A 19649-nucleotide genomic window follows, 5' to 3' on the forward strand; every position below is an offset into this window, starting at 1 on the left:
ACTTGGCTCATAAGTTCATTGTACTTCATCAAAGCGCATTCCTCCCGGCACTGACCCTACGGGTACAGTGCGGGGCTCCTGCGATTTCTAGCTGACAACCCGCCAGAAAACCCCTCCCGCATCTCAAGTGAGAAATGCCACTGAATAATTGGCCGTGTCCTCAGTAAACCCACAATCTGTAGTCATTTCAGGTTAGGGTGAGACGCCTGGGCTATTGAGAAAAGCCTTCTGGCCCGCCGCATTATTGCTCCGCAACGCTGACGCGACAACGCGACCAACGTTTTAGGTGTGGGTGCAGCGTCCTGGTTTGAATCGAAATAATCGTAACTTCCCTCTCCTGCGAAGGGAGAGGAGCTGGACAGCACAAAGGCATCAGGAACAGTCTCAAGCAGGTTCGCAATGAACCTCCACCTCGGCCTGCTGGGTTCCGGCAACCCCCGTCAGGGAATTCGTGTTACTTTGAAAATGATAATCATTGATAATCAAAATTGAGAACAGCAAGGAGGGCCTCATGAAAGTTGCCTACGTGTTCACCCATCCCCGCTGCGGCACCTACAAATTGGGCCAGATGATCCTGCCTCAGCTAGAAGCAGGGGTGCATGGAGCGCAGGTGGTGGGCATGTTCTTTTTCGACGACAACTGCTTTGTTTTGCGGCAGGGGGATCCCATTGGCGAGCGCTTGGCCAAGGTTGCCCAAGAGCAAAACATCCTGCTGATGATGTGCGACATGTGTGCCCTGGAGCGCAACTTAGCCGAAGGGGAACCCCGCTGGTGCGACGCTCAAGGACGCGGGCGCAGAGAGCCAGCTCGGTGCGTTCCCAAAAACGTCGTCAAAGGAGTGCAGGTGGGCTGTTTCCCTGACCTCTACGAGGCCTTGAAGGACAACCCACCTGACCAGGTGATCACTTTGTGAAGGATCCCTCACTTTAGCTGACGGCCACAGCAGCAGGTGGCTCCTGGCTGGGCTGAGAGCCGATCTTGCGGAAGATCAACCGCTCGTTGGCTACATCCACCAAAATGCGGTCGCCGGGTAGGAACTCGTTTTCCAGCAGCTTGGTGGCAATGGGATTTTCGATCTCCCGCTGGATCACCCGCTTCAGGGGACGGGCCCCGAACACTGGGTCGTAGCCCACCTCTGCCAGGTAGTCCTTGGCTTCTTCGGTGAGCAGGATCTCGATTTGCTGATCTGCCAGCAGCTTTTCCACCCGCTGCATTTGCAGGCCGACAATCTGGCGAATTTGCTCTTTGGTGAGGGCGTGGAAGATGATCAGCTCGTCCACCCGGTTTAAAAACTCCGGTCGGAAGTGGTGCCGCAGCATGGCCAGCACCTGAGTTTTCATCTCCTCGTAGCGGCTTTCATCGGCCCCAATTTCCAGGATGAGGTCGCTGCCGATGTTGCTGGTCATGATGATGATGGTGTTTTTGAAGTCCACTGTCCGCCCTTGGGAGTCGGTGATGCGGCCATCGTCCAGCACCTGCAGCAGGATGTTGAAGACATCCGGGTGGGCTTTTTCCACCTCGTCAAACAACACCACCGAGTAGGGGCGTCGCCGCACCGCCTCGGAGAGCTGCCCGCCTTCTTCGTAGCCCACGTAGCCTGGAGGAGCTCCGATTAGACGAGAGACCGAGTGCTTCTCCATGTACTCGGACATGTCGATGCGCACCATCGCCTCGGAAGTGTCGAAGAGGAACTCCGCCAAAGCACGGGCCAGCTCGGTTTTCCCCACGCCAGTGGGCCCCATGAACAGGAAAGAGCCGATGGGGCGATTGGGATCCTTCATGCCGGCCCGGGCGCGCCGAATGGCTGCCGCTACGGCGGCTACCGCCTCGTCTTGGCCCACCACCCGCTGGTGCAAATGGGCTTCCAGGCGCAGCAGCTTCTGCTTTTCCGACTCCATCAGGCTGGTGACTGGGATCCCAGTCCAGCGGGAGACGATCTCAGCGATATCTTCAGGAGTCACTTGCTCCCGCAGCAGCGGCTCGCCGTTGGTCTGCAGCTTGGCCAGGTGAGCCTCCTGCTCTTGGATTTGCCGCTCCAATTCCATCAGCTTGCCGTACTTAAGCTCGGCAGCGCGGTTGAGGTCATATTTTTGTTCAGCCTGCTCAATTTGAAGCTTAACGGCGTCCCGCTCAGCTTTAAGGCTTTGCAGGCGCTCAATAGCCTCTTTTTCAAATTGCCAGCGGGCATTCAACTCCCGTTGTCGCTCCGTCAGGTTGGCCAGCTCCTGCTCAATTTTGCTGAGGCGATCTCTAGAGGCAGCATCATCTTCTTTTTTCAGGGAGAGCTCCTCCATCTGCAGTTGCATGATCCGCCGGTCAATTTCATCCAATTCGACGGGCTTGGAGGTGATTTCCATTTTCAGCTTGGCCGCCGCCTCGTCCACCAGGTCGATGGCTTTGTCGGGCAGGAAGCGCTCGGAGATGTAGCGGTTGGAGAGCACCGCTGCCGCCACCAAGGCGGAGTCGCTGATTTTGACCCCATGGTGCAGCTCGTAGCGCTCTTTGAGGCCGCGCAGGATGGAGATGGTATCTTCCACCGAAGGCTGATCCACGTACACCGGCTGAAAGCGGCGTTCTAGGGCCGCATCTTTTTCGATGTGCTTGCGGTATTCATCCAGGGTGGTGGCGCCGATACAGCGCAACTCGCCCCGCGCCAGCATGGGTTTGAGCAAGTTGCCGGCATCCATGGCCCCTTCGCCGGCCCCGGCGCCGACAACGGTGTGCAACTCGTCGATGAAGAGGATGATCTGGCCTTCGGATTCAGTGACCTCTTTGAGCACAGCTTTGAGGCGGTCTTCAAATTCCCCGCGGTACTTGGCCCCGGCAATGAGAGCGCCCATGTCCAGAGCAATGACTCGCCGGTTTTTCAGAGACTCCGGCACATCTCCCCGGTTGATGCGCTGGGCTAGGCCCTCCACAATGGCTGTTTTCCCCACGCCGGGTTCGCCGATGAGGACGGGGTTGTTTTTGGTGCGGCGGGAGAGCACCTGAATGACGCGGCGGATCTCGTCATCTCGCCCGATCACCGGGTCCAGCTTCCCTTCGCGGGCCGCCTGGGTGAGATCGCGGCCATAGCGCTCCAGGGCTTCGTAGCGGGATTCGGGGTTTTTGTCGGTGACCCGCTGTTTGCCTCGCACCTCTTTGATGACCGGTTTGAGGCGCTCTACCGTCAGGCCCAGGGGTGCCAAGACCCGCTTGCCCACCCGCTCATCTTGCAGGGATCCCAAAAACAAGTGCTCCACCGAGATGAAATCATCGCCGTACTCTTTGCGAAACTCCTCGGCCCGATCCAGGGTGGTTTCCAGGCCGCGACCCAAGTAGAGCTGATCCACCCGCGCCAACTTGGGCTGCTGGTTGATGAAGCTTTCCACTTTATCCCGCACCAGCCTCGGATCGATACCTGCCCGTTGCAGGAGGGTTTGGGTGAGCCCCCCTTCTTGATCCAGAAGGGAGATCAGCAAATGCTCGGTTTCCAACTGTTGCTGCTGGTGCCGCCGGGCCACATCTTGGGACTGGACAATGGCGCTCCAAGCTTTTTCGGTAAATTGGTTGGGATTGGTGGGCTGCATAGAAGTTCGGCAGAGCTTTGCTACTCAGTATAGGAAGGCAATACAGACACAGGGAGCACCCTGGACTCTTTCGGGGCAGTAGAGCTGGGTGCCGGAAGCTCCGGTAGGATCTTCCTGATCTAGGTATCGCCTATTTTGCCAGAGCCAGAGTTCGCAACAACCGTCCTCTCCAGCTGCGATCCATGGAGGGATCCCCGCCTTATTCTTCTTCTTCGTAGGGACGGCCTTCCCCGATTACCGCCAGGTCAATTTGTTGGCGGTAGTAATCCACGTTCTTAATCTGCACCTCCACCCGATCCCCCAGGCGAAACTGGCGCCGACTCTTGCGTCCCACCAGCGCCTGCTGACGGCTGCGGTACTCGTACCAATCGTTTTTCAGGGTGCTGACCCGCACCAAGCCTTCCGCCAAGATGGGATCCACCTGGACAAAAAAGCCGTAGTTCTGGACGCCGATGATCAGGCCGGGGAACACCTCTCCCAGGTGCTTTTGCATGAACTCAGAGCGCTTCAGGCCCATCAGCTCCCGTTCCGCCTGCTGCCGGATCCGGTACCCCTCCTGAATTTTGGGCAGTTGCGCCTGGAGAAACGCCTGCCATTCCTCCTGCACCTTGGGCGGCAACACCTGCCAGTCGATTTGGCCGTAGCCGCTGGGGCCGTGCAGATCCACCACGGTTTTGGAGCGAGGGCTGCGGCGATCGCGTCCTTTGCTCAGGGCCAGGTGCAGAGCACGCAAATTGAGCAAGTCGGCATAGCGGCGCAAGGGGGCCGTAAAGGTGGCGTAGGGTTCTTTGAGGCCCAACCCAAAATGGCCGAGTTGCTCTTCCAGAGGCTGGAGACGATACTCCACCGGGGGCAAGGTGGCCAGCATCTGCGCCACCAAGGCCGGGCTCGCGCCAGAGGCCAACACATCGGGAGCGGTGATGCGGGCACAAATCCGCTGCCAGTCCGCCAGAGTTACGACAGCGGGATCTTGCAAATTCAGATCCAGCTTCATGGCATTGGCCAGGCGCAAAAAGCTCTGCAGGGCCTCGGCGGCAGGGGCAGGCTGCACGCGGGCCAAAGAAGGGATCCCCAACTGGCGCAAATGGTGGCCCAGGATTTGGTTGGCCAGCAGGAGAATTTCCGTCATCAGGGCATGGGCGCCGAGGCGATCGCTGATCAAGAGGGGGCCGTAGCCGCTTTCATCGGCAGAGTAGGGAGTGAGCAAATCCAACAGGGGCAGGTCAAATCCCCCCGCCTGGTGACGTTTGGCCCGCAGGATCTGGCTGAGGCGCAGCAGATTTTGCAGCAGGGCCATCAACTCCGGCACTTCTTCGTCGGGGCCCAAGTCGGCGGTGGTGGCCAAAAGAGCCTGCACCTGACCATAGGACAGGTGAGCCCGCGATTGCACCAGGCTGGGGTAAATCTCGAAGTTTTGTACCACCCCTTCTGGGTCGAGGGTCACTAGCAGTGAATAGGCCAAGCGCTCCTGCTGTGGCAACAGAGCCAGGCGGTTGTGCACCTCCGGCGGAAAGAGAGGCAGCACCATCGTATCGAGGTAGACGGTGGCCGTCCGCTGCTGAGCCTCTTGCTCCAAGGGGTGGTCGGGATCCAGCCAGTGGGCTACGTCGGCAATGTGGATCCCCAGCAGCCAGTGGTCATTCTCTTGCCGCTGCAAGGAAACAGCCACGTTGGGTTCCAAGCCGTGGGGATGCTGCAGATCCAAAGGCTCCAAAGTGATGCAAAACCAATCGCGCAGATCGCGGCGGCCCTTTTGGTCAGAGCGGCTGAGCTTTTTGGGCAGAGCTGCTGCTGCCTCCAACACCGGGGCGGGAAACTCCTGCGGTAGGTCGTACTTGCAACAGACCAAATCTGCATCGATGGAGGCCTCTGGGCCGTCGCCCAAAATTTTGCGAATGGTTCCGGTTGGGGGCAGATCCCCCAGCGGGTAGCGATTCACCTCCACATAGGCCACCCGCCCTTCCGCCAGCTCGACAGGGGATCCCTCCGTCAGGGCCAGCTCGAACAGCAGCCGGTCGTCCAAGGGCACCACCCGAAAACCCTGTTCCGTCTGTTTGAGGCGACCCACCAGGGCAGAATTGGCCCGCTCCACAACGGCCACCACCTCTCCCTCAGGGCTGCGGCGACGGTTGCCATCTTTGGTGACCCGCGCCAACACCTGATCCCCATTCCAAGCGCCGCTGAGGTTGCTGCCGTGGATGTACACATCCTCCACCCCCGGCTCGTCCCGAATGGCGAAGCAAAAGCCTTTGCTGGAACAGCGCAAACGCCCCACCACCAAAGATTCGTCCGGCTTGCGCCGATAGCGAGGGGGATCCCCTAGTCGTTCCAGAAACCCGGCCCGCACCAGGCCATCTAGGGCAATCTCGAGCATTTCCGGCGCTTCTGGGTCGGGGGACTGCAAGAGGGCAAGAAGAGTATCTTTGTCGGTCAATTGATCGGGAGGCTGAGAGAGAAAATGCTGAAAAATTCGAGAGAAGTCCATTTTGGGTATTGGCAAAAGAGGAGAGAAGAAGAGGGGTTAAGACATCGCAAGACCCAACCCGTTGGCGTTAGTCACGCTGGCCGGTGACAATAAAAGCTACCCGCTGACCGATGTTGGTGCTGTGGTCGGCCAGACGCTCCAGGTAACGGATCGCCAGCAACATCAATAGAATAGGCTCGACCGATCCGCGAATGTCAGACTGCTGCGCCAACGTATTGTAAAGGTTAGTGTAATCTTCATCAACGGCGTCGTCTTCCCGCTTCAGTTGTCGGCCCAGGTCAGCATCCAATTCCGTTAGGGCCACCAGGCTGTGGCTGAGCATTTTCTGGCAACGCTGCATCATCACCTGAATACGACCCAGCTCCGGGGGCGGCGGGTACATGACCAAGCGCAGGGCCACTTCGGCCAAATCTTTGGCGTAGTCGCCAATCCGCTCCAGATCGCGTACCAGTTGCATCAGGGTACTGATCCAGCGCAGATCCCGCGCCACCGGGGAGCGCAAGGCAATCAAATTAATACAGTCTTTCTCGATTTGACGATAAAAACGGTCAATTTGCTTGTCTTGGGCGATCACCTGTTCGGCGGCGGCCAAGTTCTGTTCAAACAGGGCCTGCTGGGCCAAGACCACCGACTTTTCCACCAGCGCCCCCATGCGCAGCACGTCCTGCTGTACCCGTTTGATGTGAAGTTGCAGCTCGGCTTGCCCCATGGCTTTCTCCCATGAATGTGGGCAGGGGGGAAATGTCTGCAGTCGTTTTGGATTCAACAGAGCCAGTTGATCTCAATCATGGCAAACTTCGCCTGGAATAAGGGCAGAGAAGACGGCCAACTTAGGCGAAGATGAGAACAGCGGTTGCCCTCTGAGGGGGATTCGTCCTCTGGAGTTCTCGGGTTGCTTTGTCGATTGAGACGGTCTCATGGCTCTTCCCCCCATCATTGTGTTGGACGATGATCCCACCGGATCCCAAACCGTTCACAGTTGCCTGCTCCTCACCCGCTGGGATCCGGAGACCTTGAAGCTGGGGTTGCAGGATCGTTCGCCGATTCGCTTCATCCTCACCAATACTCGGGCTTTGCCCCCGGCGAAGGCAGCGGAGGTGACGCGGTCGGTATGTGGGGCGTTGAAGGAGGTGATGGCGGAGCTGGGATGTGAGCAGGCTATTTTCGTCAGCCGCTCCGACTCGACTTTGCGGGGGCACTACCCCTTGGAAACCGATGTGATGGCAGCGGAGCTGGGGCCCTTCGATGCTCATTTTCTGGTGCCGGCTTTTTTTGAAGGGGGGCGCATCACGCGGCAGAGCACCCATTACCTGCGGGTGGAGGGCCGCTGGATCCCGGTGCATGAGACGGAGTTTGCCCGCGACTCGGTGTTTGCCTACCACCACAGCTATTTGCCCGCTTATGTACAGGAGAAAACACAGGGGCGGATCCGGGCTGACCAAGTGGAGCGATTTACCCTGGAGCAGATTCGCTCTGGCTGTTTGCCGCGGCTGCTGGCCTTGCAGGGGAATATCTGCTGTGTAGTGGATGGAGAAACTCAAGCGGATCTGGATCGGTTTGCCCAGGATGTTTGGGCGGCTATAGAGCAGGGGAAGCGCTTTTTGTTCCGCAGCGCCGCCAGCCTCTTGACGGCTTTGGCCCAATTGCCGCCACAACCCGTTCCCCCGGAACAGATGGGGCAGTTTGTTCGCTCCTCTCAACCGGGGGTGGTGATCGTGGGATCCCATGTGCAAAAGTCCAGCCAGCAGTTGGCCCGCCTTCTGCAGGAGCCTGAAACCCAAGGCATCGAGGTGGAGGTGAGGCGACTATTGGATCCCGACGCGGAGCTGCTGCCAGGGATCCTGGCCCAAGTTCACAGCGCCTATGAGCAGGGTCTGACGCCGGTGGTCTACACCAGCCGAGAGGAACTGACGTTCGAAAAGGACGCCGTAGAAATGCGCCTAGCTTTTGGGCAGAAGGTTTCCCGGTTGTTGATGGGCGTGGTGCAGGGGTTGCCGCCGGGAATTGGCTACCTCATCAGCAAGGGTGGCATCACCTCCAACGACACCCTCAGCACTGGCCTCGACTTGCCGGCAGTGCGTTTGCTGGGGCAAATTTACCCAGGGATCTCGATGGTGATCACCCCGGCAGACCATCCCCGCTTTCCCAACCTGCCGGTGGTGTTGTTTCCGGGCAATGTCGGCGAGGTGGATACGCTGGTTTTGATTCATCGTCGCCTCAAAAGTCGGGGCTTGGTCTAGAGTGAAGTTCCTCCTGCCGATGGCTGAATTCGTCCCCCCGCCAGAAGCCCTGCCCACCTTGGATCGCTGGTGGGGATCCCTGCGGCAGCCGCAGGCGGAACTGCCCCCGGCAGTGGTTCACCCTTCTTCCGCTCGTTTGGGCAGCCAATCCTGGGATGCCGATGTGGTGATTGCCGGCGGCACCTTGGGGATCCTTCTGGGGGCGGCTTTGGCCAAGCGGGGCTGGCGGGTGATCCTGCTGGAGCGAGGGATCCTGCGGGGTCGGGAGCAGGAGTGGAACACCTCCCGGCAGGAATTGCAGGTGTTGCTGGAGCTGGAACTGCTCACCCCAAGGGAATGGGAGAAGGTGCAGGTGACCCATTATCCTGGCGGGCGTATTGGCTTTGGGGATGGCCCCAGTTGGTGGGTGGAAGGGGTGCTGAATGTGGGGGTGGATCCCGCTGGATTGCTGGAGCACTGCAAAGCCCACTTTTTGGAATGGGGTGGCCAATTGCGGGAAAATACTTGCTTTTTGGGTGCTGCTGTTCACCCGGATGGGATCGGCATCCAAACCAACACGGGATCCCTCACTGCCCAGTTGCTGGTGGATGCTATGGGGCATCGCTCCCCCCTCGTGGCCCAGGCTCGCCGAGGGCAGCCGCCAGATAGCGTCTGTCTGGTGGTGGGATCCTGTGCCCAGGGGCTGCCCGACCAACCCACGGGAGATCTCTTCTACAGCTTTACCCCAGCCCAGAACGGCTACCAGCCCTTTTGGGAAGCTTTCCCTGCCCGCGATGGGCGCACCACCTATCTGTTCACCTACTGCGACCGAGATCCGGAGCGGCCTAGTCTAGAGCAGCTCTGGCGGGATTACTGCCGGCTGCTGCCAGCCTACCAGGGGGTGGAGCTGGCCCAGATCCGCTGGGTGCGCAAGCTATGTGGCGTTTTCCCCGCCTACCGCCGCAGCCCGCTGCAACTGCCCTGGGATCGCCTATTGGCGGTGGGGGATAGCAGTGGCAGCCAGTCGCCTCTAAGCTTTGGCGGCTTTGGCGCCATGTTGCGCCACCTGGATCGCCTACAGCAGGGGATCCACGAGGCCCTGGCGCAACGGCAGTTGAACCAGGCAGCCCTAGCCCTGCTGCAACCCTACCAGCCCAACTTGGCCGTGACCTGGCTATTTCAGAAGGCCATGATTCCCCCTCTGCAGAACAAAAGTTGGGATCCCAATAGCATTAACCGCCTGTTGAGCAGGGTGTTTGCGGCCATGGTTGCCGCTGGCCCCCAGGTGGTGCAGCCCTTTTTGCAGGATGTGGTGCAGTTTGGCGGCTTGGCCCAGGCCCTGTGGGGGGTGACGCGTCGGGATCCCAGCTTGGTAGCCAGACTTTTGCCTCGGTTGGGGTTGCCGGAGCTGGTGGCATGGGCGGGCCACTTTGGCGCCCTTGGCCTCTACGAGCTGCTGCAAAGGCTAACAGATCGCCCGGAGCCGGAAACCAACCCCCAGGACTACTTCTGGAAGCGGCGCCGCGAGGCTTGGCGCTACGGCTGCGGTCAAGATTACAAGTTATTTCCATAGTGATATCGAAACATTGTCAATTGTGATTCAATGTGATCAATGTGATCAAGCTCACCATTACGTTTCATGACGTTTAATATCCATAGTGGAAGAGTTGGGATCTTTATCCATCCACTCGTCAGTGTAGGAGTTAGCCATGGTTATTCTCGACTACAGCGATGCAGACAGTGGCTTCTGGGCTTCGACTCCTCAGGGTTTGGTGGAGGTGATCAAGTTTCAGAATCACTTCTACGCCCTTCGGCAAGTGTACAAACGCGCCCAAGACGCGATATCTGCCTGTCGCGCCGACATTGAAAGGGGATTTCTTAGCATTGTGGTGCAGTTTGAGAATCACGCGGAAGTGTGGGCTCAACTGTCGCCGGGCGTACCCGTGCAGTCCCAACCAGAGGCTGCTCCTACGGGCAACCCTGCCAAGCCCAAGCTGACCTATCGCGGCCAACCGGTGAGCAAACCTTCCCGAAATCCCAGCCTCGCCCGCAGGCCCTTGCCTGACTCCCTCTATTTCCGCGGCGCGAAGATCGGCTAGACCGTTTCCGTTTGCCAGGTCTGGAGCGGTCGAGATTTCCCTTCTGGCCGCAGCCATCTGCGTTAGCGGTGCAAAGCACCATAGAGGCCCACCCCATAGCCCAGTACCTCAACCGGATCCCCTTGGCTTTCTGCCGGCAGTTGGGATCCCTTTCCCAACCACTGGGCCTCGTGGCTATCCAAAAGCTTCTCCCAGGTGCCGCCGGGCCAATGGGCATAGGTGACCGCCTGATTGGGGCTGAAGTTGAAAAGGGCAAGCAAAGCCTGGGATCCCTGGCGGCGGTGCAGAGCTAGGCCAGAGTTGGAAAAGAGCTCCACTTCCACCCCGTCCCGCTCCAAGTGCTGGAGAGCCGGCTGGGTTTTGCGCAGCCGGATCAGGGCCTGGTACCACTTCCAGAGAACCTGGTGGTGACCGGCCTTTTTCAAGTCCCAATTCAGCTTGGAGCGCAGGAAAGTCTCTTCAGCTTGGGGATCCGGCGGCTCTCCCTGCCAGGCAAAGGCGCTGAACTCGCGGCGGCGTCCCTGTCGTACCGCTTCCACCAAATCGGGATCCCCGTGGCTGACAAAATACAGAAATGGCGCCACTTCCCCATACTCCTCCCCCATAAATAGCAGCGGCAGCATGGGAGCTAGCAGCAGGGCAGCGGCAGCCAATTTGAGGCCCTCGAAAGAGGTGAGCTGGCTGAGGCGCTCTCCCAACATGCGGTTGCCGATTTGATCGTGGTTTTGAATGCAGACAACAAATTGGGATCCCGGTCGCCCAACAGCGGAGTTGCCGTGACGCCTGGCGCGGTAGCAGGAGTACTGGCCAGAATAAACGTAGCTCTCCCGGTAAGCCTTGGCCAGGTGCTCCAATTCGCCAAAGTCCTGGTAGTAGCCTGTCTTTTCCCCGGTAAGCAGGGTGTGAAGTGAGTGGTGGAAGTCATCGCACCACTGGGCATCTAGCCCGTAGCCCCCTTGCTCTCGGGGGGTGATGAGGCGGACATCGTTGAGGTCGCTTTCGGCAATGAGAACCCTGGGCCGGCCAGTGCGAGCTTCTAGGGCATCCACCTGCTCTGCCAATTCCTGCAAGAAGGGGTAGGCGCTGAAGTCGTAGATGGCATGCACCGCGTCCAGCCGCAGCCCATCGAGATGAAACTCCTCCAGCCAGTACTCGGCGTTTTGTAGGAAAAACTCTCGCACGCCGTCAGAATAGCGGTCGTCGAAGTTGAGGGCATCCCCCCAAGGGGTGTGGTACTTGTCGGTGAAGTAGGGGCCAAAATCCCGCAGGTAGTTCCCCTCCGGCCCCAGGTGGTTGTAGACCACGTCCAAGATGACGGCCAAGCCCAGTTGGTGGCAGGCATTGACTAGGGCTTTGAAGCCTGCCGCTCCTCCATAGCTGGTCTGCACCGCGTAGGGGTAGACGCCGTCGTAGCCCCAGTTGCGCTCTCCTGGAAACTGGGCCACCGGCATCAGCTCCAGCACGTTTACCCCCAACTCCACCAACTCCGGCAGGCGAGGGATCAGAGCAGCAAAGGTGCCCTCGAGGGTAAAGGTGCCTACATGCAGCTCGTAGAGGATCCACTGAGACAGGGGGATCCCCTTCCACCCCTGATCCTGCCAGTCGAAGTGGGGATCCACCACCCGCGAGGGGCCATGAACGCCATGCGGTTGACAGCGGGAGGCCGGGTCTGGTCGCTCCACCACCCCCGCTGCGGTGTGCAGGCGGTAGAGGTAGTCCACTGGCCCAGGTGGGATCCCGTCCACCTCCCCCTGCCAATAGCCCTGCTCATCCCGCACTAGAGTAAAGCAACGTTGGACAGGGCTGAGCAGCTTCAGCTCCACCTGCTCAACCAAGGGCGCCCACACCGAGAAGTGATAGCAGCCTGAGCCCAGGGGATAGGCGCCCATCCGCCCGGCCTGGAAGAAAGGAGAAGCCTGCAACACAGAATCTATCCCGCAACTCGGCTTCCACTATAGCGAGCATGCCTGGCAAAAGCCGGAGAGTGGGTTTTTGGCTTCTCCTCTGCCATAGTGGAATGGGTCTGATACATTTACGCTGAACACTGCTGAACATCACTGTTCAACTATGCAGCGATAGCATTCTGTTTGTTTCCATTCGCGTTAGCGGGACGGAGTCCAAACAGAATGGCGGTATCCCGCAAAGCTTTGAGTAGAATACCCAAAGCGCAGTTTCCGTGTCGTCTTACTACCAATTTTCTGCTTTGCTTTGGCTACCATGTTGGCAGACTCGAAAGTAAACAGAAAGATCAACTGGTAGTAATCCGTACTGAACATATTATACATTATTTTCAGTATAGTTGAGCTTATTATTGACTAGAGTCATGCTCTAGCGCTTAGGTCTCATGCTCAACTACCCGCCCAGCTATCCGGATCCCACCGTTGTCGACATCTACCACGGGCAGCCGGTGCCGGATCCCTACCGCTGGCTGGAGGATCTGGATTCGGAGCAGACGCGGGCCTGGATTGAGGCGCAAAACCACCTTACCTTTAACTACTTGCAGCAGATCCCAGCCCGGCAGCGGATCCGAGAACGCCTGACCCAGCTCTGGAACTATGAAAAATACAGCCAGCCCTTCAAAGAAGGGGGCCGCTACTTCTACTTCAAAAACGACGGCCTGCAAAACCAGAGCGTTCTCTACACCCAAGAAAGTCTAGAGGGCCAGGCGCGGGTTTTGCTGGATCCCAACACCTTCTCGGAAGACGGCACGGTGGCTCTAGCGGGCATTGCCATCAGCCGCGCTCGCGACAGCGGTGCGGAGCACGCTGGACGGTATTTGGCCTATGGCCTCTCCCGCTCCGGCTCCGACTGGCAAGAATGGAAGGTGCGGGACATCGAGACCGGCGAGGATTTGCCGGATCACCTGCGCTGGATTAAGTTCTCGGGAGTAAGCTGGACGCTGGACGGGCAGGGATTTTTCTACAGCCGCTACGACGAACCAGCCCCGGGCAGCGAATACGAAAGCGCCAACTACTTCCAGAAGCTCTACTACCACCGCCTGGGCACCCCCCAGTCAGAAGATGTCTTGGTCTATCACCGCCCCGACCAAAAAGAGTGGGGCTTTGCCGGCGGGGTTACTGAAGATGGGAATTACCTCATCATCTCCGTCTGGCGGGGCACGGATCCCAAAAACCTCATCTTCTACAAAGACTTGCGGGATCCCCAGTCTCCTGTAGTAGAGCTCATCCGCGAGTTTGAGGCCGAATACAGCTTCGTGGGCAACGACGGATCCCGCTTTTGGCTGTTGACGGACTGCCAAGCTCCTCGGCGGCGACTGGTGGCCATCGACTTGGAGCAGCCTGACCGGGTGCAGGAGGTGATCCCTGAGGCGGAGGAGACCCTGCAGGGGGTTAGCTTGATCAACAATCAGTTTGTGGCCTTCTACCTCGAAGACGCCCACACCCAGATCAAGACCTTTGCTTTAGACGGTAGCTACCTGGGGGAAATTCCGCTGCCCGGGCTGGGATCCGCCAGCGGCTTTGGCGGCAAGCGCTACGACACCGAGACCTTCTACACCTTCACCAGCTTCACCACCCCACCCACCATCTACCGCTACGATTTCACCAGCGGCACCAGCACCCTGTTCCGTCAACCCCAGGTGGATTTCAATCCCCAGGCCTACGAGGTGCAGCAGGTGTCTTACACCAGCAAAGACGGCACCCGCATCCCCATGTTTCTTGTCCACCGCCGCGGCCTGGCTCGGACAGGGGATCACCCCACTCTGCTGTATGGCTACGGCGGCTTTGGCATCTCACTTACCCCCAGCTTTTCAGTGGGTCTGGTGGCCTGGCTGGAAATGGGTGGTGTCTATGCCCAGCCAAGTTTGCGCGGCGGCGGCGAGTACGGAGAAGAGTGGCACCAGGCGGGCACCAAGCTCAATAAGCAAAAGGTGTTCGACGACTTTATTGCCGCTGCCGAGTGGCTGATAGCCCATGGCTACACCAACCCCGCCAAGTTGGCCATCTCCGGCGGCAGCAACGGCGGCCTGCTGGTGGGGGCCTGCCTGGTTCAGAGGCCGGAGCTGTTTGCAGCGGCCCTGCCGGCAGTGGGGGTGTTCGACATGCTGCGCTTTCATAAGTTCACCATCGGCTGGGCCTGGATCTCCGAGTACGGATCCCCGGAGAACCCGGAGGAATTCAAGGCCCTCTACGCCTATTCCCCTCTGCACAACCTCAAGCCCGGCACTGCCTATCCCGCCACCCTGATCACCACCGCAGATCACGACGACCGGGTGGTGCCCGCCCACAGCTTCAAGTTTGCCGCTGCCCTGCAGGCAGCCCAGGGGGGATCCCAGCCCATCCTCATCCGCATCGACACCAAGGCAGGGCACGGGGCCGGCAAGCCCACCAGCAAGCTGATTGAGGAAGCTGCCGACCGCTGGGCCTTTTTGGTGCAGGTGCTAGGGATCCCCTGGGACGGAACGGGAAGTTAGCGAGCTCTAGGACCCAGGCCCACCCGACCGGCATAAACTGCCGCTTCCCCCAGCTCGTCTTCGATGCGCAGCAGTTGGTTGTACTTGGCAATGCGCTCGCTGCGGCAGAGGGATCCGGTTTTGATCTGCCCGGCACGGGTGGCCACCGCCAAGTCGGCAATGGTGGTGTCTTCCGTCTCGCCAGAGCGGTGGCTGATGATGGTGCGAAAGCCGGCTTGAACTGCCAATTGGATGGCCGAGACGGTCTCCGTCAGGGTGCCGATTTGGTTGGGCTTGATCAAAATGGCGTTGGCGGCGGCGCTGTCGATACCCTTTTGCAGGCGGGTCAGGTTGGTTACAAACAGGTCATCTCCCACCAGCTGTACCCGGGATCCCAGTTGAGCGGTCATGGCTTGCCAACCGGCCCAGTCTTCTTCCGCTAGCCCATCTTCAATGGAAAGGATGGGATAGTTGGCCAGCAGTTGCTGGTAGTAAGCCACCATATCAGCCGCGCTGTGGGCTTTGCCCTCAAAGTGATATTGCCCATCCTGCAGCAGCTCGTTGGCGGCCACATCCAAGGCCAAGGCGATATCTGCTCCCGGTTTGTAGCCTGCCTGTTCAATAGCCGTCATCAGCAGATCCAAAGCCGCCGCATTGGAGTCGAGATCAGGAGCAAACCCCCCTTCATCCCCCACACCGGTGGACAGCCCCTTCTGCTGCAGCACTTGTTTTAGTACCGCAAACACCTCAGCCCCGTAGCGCAGCGCCTCGCGAAAGCTGGCCGCTCCAATGGGCACAAGCATAAACTCCTGGATGTCCACGTTGTTGTCGGCGTGGGCGCCGCCGTTGAGCACGTTCATCAAAGGAACCGGCAGCAGGTTGGCAAAAGGCCCCCCCAGGTATTTGTACAGAGGCAGGCCCACCGCTTCCGCAGCCGCTTTGGCCGTCGCCAGAGAAACTGCCAAAATGGCGTTGGCCCCCAGGCGGGACTTGTTGGGGGTGCCGTCCAGGTCGATCAGCAACTGGTCAATACGGGCTTGGTTGAGGGCATCTTCTCCCTGCAGCTCCGACTGGATGGGGCCAAGGATGTTTTCCACCGCCCTCAGCACGCCCTTACCGCCGTAGCGTTTGGGATCCCCATCCCGCAGCTCGTGGGCCTCAAAGGTACCGGTCGAAGCGCCGCTGGGAACCTGCGCCAAGCCCGTCGCCCCATTGGCTAAACCCACCAGGGCCTCTAAGGTGGGGCGTCCTCGCGAGTCGAGGATCTCATGGGCGGTAATCCACTCGATGGCCGTTTCCACAGTTACACCTCAGCAATTGGCTAGACAGCTCTGGCCAAAGCCAGATCCCCACATAGACTAGTGGATTCTTGCCCGGGATCCCCTCAGCTTCCAGAAAACTTTAAAAGAGAATCGGCAGTCTGTCCTTCAAGCACAAGGAAAGCTGCAGGGGTGGATTGAACATCGGCTGGGTTGAGCTTCAATCGGCCATCCAGCGGGGTTTGTCTCGGCAGGGCGAGATCGTTACCAAAAAACTGGGTTTAAAGCCCCGCCCTAAGGCCTACGGCCCGCTGACGCGACTAGGGCGGCTTTGTGCTATGCTGCCCGCAGCGGCAGGGTAGTCAACCGCTCTAAAAACCCAACAGTCTAAGGACTGGATACAGCCTCAGCAGGCTTTGTGGTTGTTGTTTGCAACGGTACCTAAGGGCATTAGGGAACCGATCTGGGTGCTAGGGCTTGCGTAGCGCTTGGGGGAACGCCTGGGGAGACGAGCACCGCTGCCGTGGAGGGGCAACCCAACACGATAAGTGCTGTCGCAGAACCAGGAACCAGAATCTCCTGCCTTTAGGCAGGGGAGCATGTCAACCAGGAAGTGCGCTTGAGCTTTTCCCATCCTCTCTAGGCAAAGCGATGGCTCAGCCGCATCGGGTCGTGTACGGTGATCTTTTTCTTGTGAATGGAGATGTACTTCTTCTTGCGCAGCTCTCCCAACAGGCGGGTGATGGTGACGCGGGTTGAGCCAATGGCTTCGGCAATGGCCTGGTGAGACAGCTTGAGATCGATGGTGACCCCATCCGGGCCAGGCACTCCGAAATCGCGACAGAGGATCAACAAAAAGCTGACCAGACGGGATCCCATGTCGCGATGAGCCAGTGTCTCGATCATCATCTCCGTTTGCAAAATGCGGGACGACAGGCTTTTAACCAGCAACATGGCCAGTTCGGCGTTCTCCTGCAAGGATTTTTCCACCTGCTCGATCGGCAGAGAGAGCAACTCAGTAGGCGTAAAAGCCACCGAGTGATAAAAGCGATCAGAGCGCTGTCCTGTGATAAAGGAGAGCACGCCGAAGATGCTGTTTTCGCGTAGGAGGGCGACGGTGATTTCCTCCCCCATTTCGTAGACCCGCGAGAGCTTAACGGCTCCCTTCACCAAAAAGTAAACCCGCTCCGCCGGATCCCCTGGAAAAAAAATGGTCTTCCCGCGCTCAAACGTTTCGATAACCGGAGGATGGTGAGGGCCTCCCAATTGCTTGAAGGCTGTGATCAGAGATTTTTCCGCTACGGCCACCGCCATACTCATCAACCTTTTAAGGTCAGTTTATACCTAAGATCAACCTATTAAGATCAATCTAGAAGCATTAGGCTAGGTTGCAACCCCTTGACTTCAGAATCGATGATGATACCAAGATTTACCCTAAAGTAGAAGGTTCTGCCCAGGCATCTTTGTAGCACGTGCTACATTTTTGAGTCTCGTTTTTGCCCCAGAAAGGGATCCCCAACCGAAAGCAGGGGTTAGGATAAGAGCCATTGTCGCTGGGGGTTGCGTCGGCCCTTGGCGGTAGAGAGTGGAGTGGGTTGGAACATTCTATCTATCTATCTATGGGGATCCCAGAGGTTATCGTTGCTGCACCTTCTCAACTGAGCCGCCAGCATTTCACAGTGCGGATGCCGGATCCGGCCAATCACCTGCTGGAGGTGGAACTGCAGATCCAAGAGGTGGATCCAGAGGTGCCTTTGCGGCTGCGACTGCCGGTGTGGACGCCGGGATCCTACTTGGTGCGGGAGTATGCCCGTCATGTGCAGGAGTTTCAGGCGGCAACTGAGCAAGGGATCCCTTTGGCCTGGCGGAAGGTGGACAAGAACACCTGGCAGATCGATCCGCCGGGCTGTTCTGCCGTGAAGGTGTGCTACCGGGTCTATGCCTATGAGCTGACGGTGCGCACAAACCATCTGGATTTGACCCACGCCTATTTCAACGGGGCAGCGCTGTTTCTCTACGTGCCCGGTCGCGAGCGGGAACCTTACACCTTGACGGTGATCCCCCCCAAGCCGGATTGGCACATCGCCACCAGTTTGCGGCCCTTGACCTCTCCTTCTGAGGATCCCACTTCCGGCCAGTCTTTTGTGGCGGAAGACTACGACGAGCTGGTGGATAGCCCGGTGGAGGTGGGTCCACATCGAGTGCAATCGTTTGAGGTGGAAGGGATCCCGCATTACCTTGTGGTTTGGGGGTCGGGCACTCTGGATGTCAATCGGGCCGTTGCCGATGCCAAGGCCATTGTCGAAACCACAGCCGCATTTTTTGGTGGGCTACCCTATGACCGTTACTGGTTTATCGTGCATTTGTCGCCGGGAGGATTTGGTGGCCTTGAGCACAAGTACAGCACCACCCTTCTTTACTCTGGGCTAGAGCTGCATCAGCCAGAGTCCTATCGTCGGTTTTTGGCTCTGATGGCCCACGAGTTGTTTCATGCCTGGAATGTCAAGCGTCTGCGTCCTCTGGCATTGGAAAAGATCGATTACAACCAGGAAAATTATCTGGAATGTCTGTGGTTTTGTGAGGGGGCGACCAGCTATTACGAAAACGTCATCTTATTGAGGGCAGGGATCCTCAGTGCCGGCGATTTTTTAAAAGTTCTTTCCGAACAGATTGGTCGCTTGCAGCGTACTCCGGGCCGGGCCGTGCAATCGCTGCGGGAGTCCAGCTTCGACACCTGGATCAAACTCTACCGCCCCCACGAAAACACCCTCAACAGCCAGGTTTCTTATTACTTAAAGGGGGCTTTGGTCTGTTGGCTGCTGGATCTGCACATCCGTCACCTTTCCGGCGGTCAGGGATCCCTGGATACAGCTTTGCAGGATCTGTGGCAGCGCTTTGGTCGGTCAGGGAAGGGCTACAGCGACCAAGACTTGCGGGAGGCGTTTGAGCGGGCAGCCGGTGCCGATCTTGGCCGGTTTTTCGCAGCCTATGTGGAAGGCACGGAAGAGCTAGACTACAACACTTACCTACACCCCTTTGGCCTCACCCTTAAAGCCCAATTCAGCCGCCCCAACCCCATCCCATACCTGGGCCTCAATTTCAACGGCGAGGGCAATCGCATCAGCGCAGTAGAGATGGGATCCCCGGCGCAAAAAGCGGGCATCTGGGCCGGCGATGAGCTGGTGGCCCTGGATGGGTTCAGGGTGAGCGCCGCCAACCTGACAGAACGCTTGACAGCCTATCAGCCCCACCAGATCATTTGTTTGAGCGTTTTTCAAGCCGATCAGTTGAAACATTTCTGGATCCCGTTGGATCCCCCTCGGCCCGATGTCTACACGTTGGAGGTGTTGCCTGAACTGACTCCTGCTCAAGAAGCTCTTCAGCAAGGCTGGCTGGGATCCCTTGTCGGCGCCCAGCTTCGGTCAGAGGCAGGTCCCCATCTGCTTGAAAATTCACCTATCTCCTCCTAGCATGTTGAGGCAAGCAGGTAATCCAGTTAACTGGAAAGAAAAGTACAGCCTTTTAATTTAAAATAGGGTACAGGTATTCAAGAGGAAGGAGAGAAAGGAATGCCGACTCATTCTTTGGATTTGCGGCAAAGAGTTGT

At 58.5% G+C, this 19649-nt stretch carries 12 protein-coding genes; 6 read left to right on the forward strand and 6 right to left on the reverse strand.

What is annotated here, in order from left to right; all coding sequences use genetic code 11:
* The first annotated feature begins 511 nt into the window (after positions 1-511).
* Complete coding sequence (locus tag ACVWVQ_RS13280; protein ID WP_414331634.1) at positions 512-913, forward strand: SaoD/DsrE family protein; 402 nt, start codon at positions 512-514, stop codon at positions 911-913.
* A 13-nt stretch (positions 914-926) separates the two neighbouring features.
* Here the strand turns inward: ACVWVQ_RS13280 and clpB are convergent, their stop codons facing one another.
* The 3 genes from clpB to phoU all read right to left on the reverse strand — a co-directional run bounded on the left by clpB (position 927) and on the right by phoU (position 6763).
* A complete protein-coding gene (clpB, locus tag ACVWVQ_RS13285) occupies positions 927-3569 on the reverse strand; it encodes an ATP-dependent chaperone ClpB (protein ID WP_414331635.1) in 2643 nt (880 codons plus the stop codon).
* A 199-nt stretch (positions 3570-3768) separates the two neighbouring features.
* Positions 3769-6054, reverse strand: coding sequence for a ribonuclease R family protein (locus ACVWVQ_RS13290; RefSeq protein WP_457508946.1), 2286 nt, complete (start codon positions 6052-6054; stop codon positions 3769-3771).
* 67 nt (positions 6055-6121) lie between these two features.
* On the reverse strand, positions 6122-6763 hold the full coding sequence (gene phoU / locus ACVWVQ_RS13295; protein ID WP_414357802.1) for a phosphate signaling complex protein PhoU: 642 nt from the start codon (positions 6761-6763) through the stop codon (positions 6122-6124).
* A 208-nt stretch (positions 6764-6971) separates the two neighbouring features.
* Here phoU and ACVWVQ_RS13300 point away from each other — a divergent pair, with 208 nt between their 5' ends.
* The 3 genes from ACVWVQ_RS13300 to ACVWVQ_RS13310 all read left to right on the forward strand — a co-directional run bounded on the left by ACVWVQ_RS13300 (position 6972) and on the right by ACVWVQ_RS13310 (position 10372).
* Positions 6972-8294 carry a four-carbon acid sugar kinase family protein gene (locus ACVWVQ_RS13300; RefSeq protein WP_457508948.1) on the forward strand — a complete coding sequence of 441 codons (1323 nt, stop codon included), beginning with the start codon at positions 6972-6974 and terminating at the stop codon, positions 8292-8294.
* A 19-nt stretch (positions 8295-8313) separates the two neighbouring features.
* A complete protein-coding gene (locus ACVWVQ_RS13305) occupies positions 8314-9846 on the forward strand; it encodes an FAD-binding oxidoreductase (RefSeq protein WP_457508950.1) in 1533 nt (510 codons plus the stop codon).
* A gap of 136 nt (positions 9847-9982) precedes the next feature.
* Entirely contained in the window at positions 9983-10372 is a 390-nt protein-coding gene (locus ACVWVQ_RS13310; RefSeq protein ID WP_414332498.1) for a hypothetical protein, read from the forward strand.
* 62 nt (positions 10373-10434) lie between these two features.
* On the opposite strand, the gene treZ is transcribed toward ACVWVQ_RS13310, so the two are convergent.
* A complete protein-coding gene (gene treZ / locus ACVWVQ_RS13315) occupies positions 10435-12261 on the reverse strand; it encodes a malto-oligosyltrehalose trehalohydrolase (protein WP_457508954.1) in 1827 nt (608 codons plus the stop codon).
* Between the two features lie 455 nt (positions 12262-12716).
* On the opposite strand from treZ, the gene ACVWVQ_RS13320 reads away from it, so the two are divergent.
* The gene (locus tag ACVWVQ_RS13320) at positions 12717-14804 is read left to right on the forward strand and encodes a prolyl oligopeptidase family serine peptidase (protein WP_457508952.1); all 2088 of its coding nucleotides are present in this window, start codon (positions 12717-12719) and stop codon (positions 14802-14804) included.
* Here ACVWVQ_RS13320 and eno read toward each other — a convergent pair.
* On the reverse strand, positions 14801-16084 hold the full coding sequence (gene eno / locus ACVWVQ_RS13325) for a phosphopyruvate hydratase (RefSeq protein ID WP_011434092.1): 1284 nt from the start codon (positions 16082-16084) through the stop codon (positions 14801-14803). The two genes, ACVWVQ_RS13320 and eno, sit on opposite strands and share 4 nt — an antisense overlap.
* Before the next feature lie 597 nt (positions 16085-16681).
* Positions 16682-17356, reverse strand: a complete 675-nt coding sequence (gene ntcA / locus ACVWVQ_RS13330) for a global nitrogen regulator NtcA (RefSeq protein WP_011434093.1) — start codon at positions 17354-17356, stop codon at positions 16682-16684.
* A gap of 305 nt (positions 17357-17661) precedes the next feature.
* Between ntcA and ACVWVQ_RS13335 the strand changes: the two genes are divergently transcribed.
* Positions 17662-19512: a M61 family metallopeptidase gene (locus ACVWVQ_RS13335; RefSeq protein ID WP_457508956.1), complete on the forward strand. Its 1851-nt coding sequence runs from the start codon at positions 17662-17664 to the stop codon at positions 19510-19512.
* Positions 19513-19649 lie beyond the last annotated feature (137 nt).

The sequence above is a fragment of the Thermostichus sp. MS-CIW-36 genome (assembly GCF_054059035.1).

What these genes read in the sequence shown, in the direction of transcription:
- ACVWVQ_RS13280 (WP_414331634.1), top strand. Translation starts at nt 512, where the DNA reads ATGAAAGTTGCCTACGTGTTCACCCATCCCCGCTGCGGCACCTACAAA.
- clpB (WP_414331635.1), bottom strand. Translation starts at nt 3,569, where the DNA reads ATGCAGCCCACCAATCCCAACCAATTTACCGAAAAAGCTTGGAGCGCC.
- ACVWVQ_RS13290 (WP_457508946.1), bottom strand. Translation starts at nt 6,054, where the DNA reads ATGGACTTCTCTCGAATTTTTCAGCATTTTCTCTCTCAGCCTCCCGAT.
- phoU (WP_414357802.1), bottom strand. Translation starts at nt 6,763, where the DNA reads ATGGGGCAAGCCGAGCTGCAACTTCACATCAAACGGGTACAGCAGGAC.
- ACVWVQ_RS13300 (WP_457508948.1), top strand. Translation starts at nt 6,972, where the DNA reads ATGGCTCTTCCCCCCATCATTGTGTTGGACGATGATCCCACCGGATCC.
- ACVWVQ_RS13305 (WP_457508950.1), top strand. Translation starts at nt 8,314, where the DNA reads ATGGCTGAATTCGTCCCCCCGCCAGAAGCCCTGCCCACCTTGGATCGC.
- ACVWVQ_RS13310 (WP_414332498.1), top strand. Translation starts at nt 9,983, where the DNA reads ATGGTTATTCTCGACTACAGCGATGCAGACAGTGGCTTCTGGGCTTCG.
- treZ (WP_457508954.1), bottom strand. Translation starts at nt 12,261, where the DNA reads ATGGGCGCCTATCCCCTGGGCTCAGGCTGCTATCACTTCTCGGTGTGG.
- ACVWVQ_RS13320 (WP_457508952.1), top strand. Translation starts at nt 12,717, where the DNA reads ATGCTCAACTACCCGCCCAGCTATCCGGATCCCACCGTTGTCGACATC.
- ntcA (WP_011434093.1), bottom strand. Translation starts at nt 17,356, where the DNA reads ATGGCGGTGGCCGTAGCGGAAAAATCTCTGATCACAGCCTTCAAGCAA.
- ACVWVQ_RS13335 (WP_457508956.1), top strand. Translation starts at nt 17,662, where the DNA reads ATGGGGATCCCAGAGGTTATCGTTGCTGCACCTTCTCAACTGAGCCGC.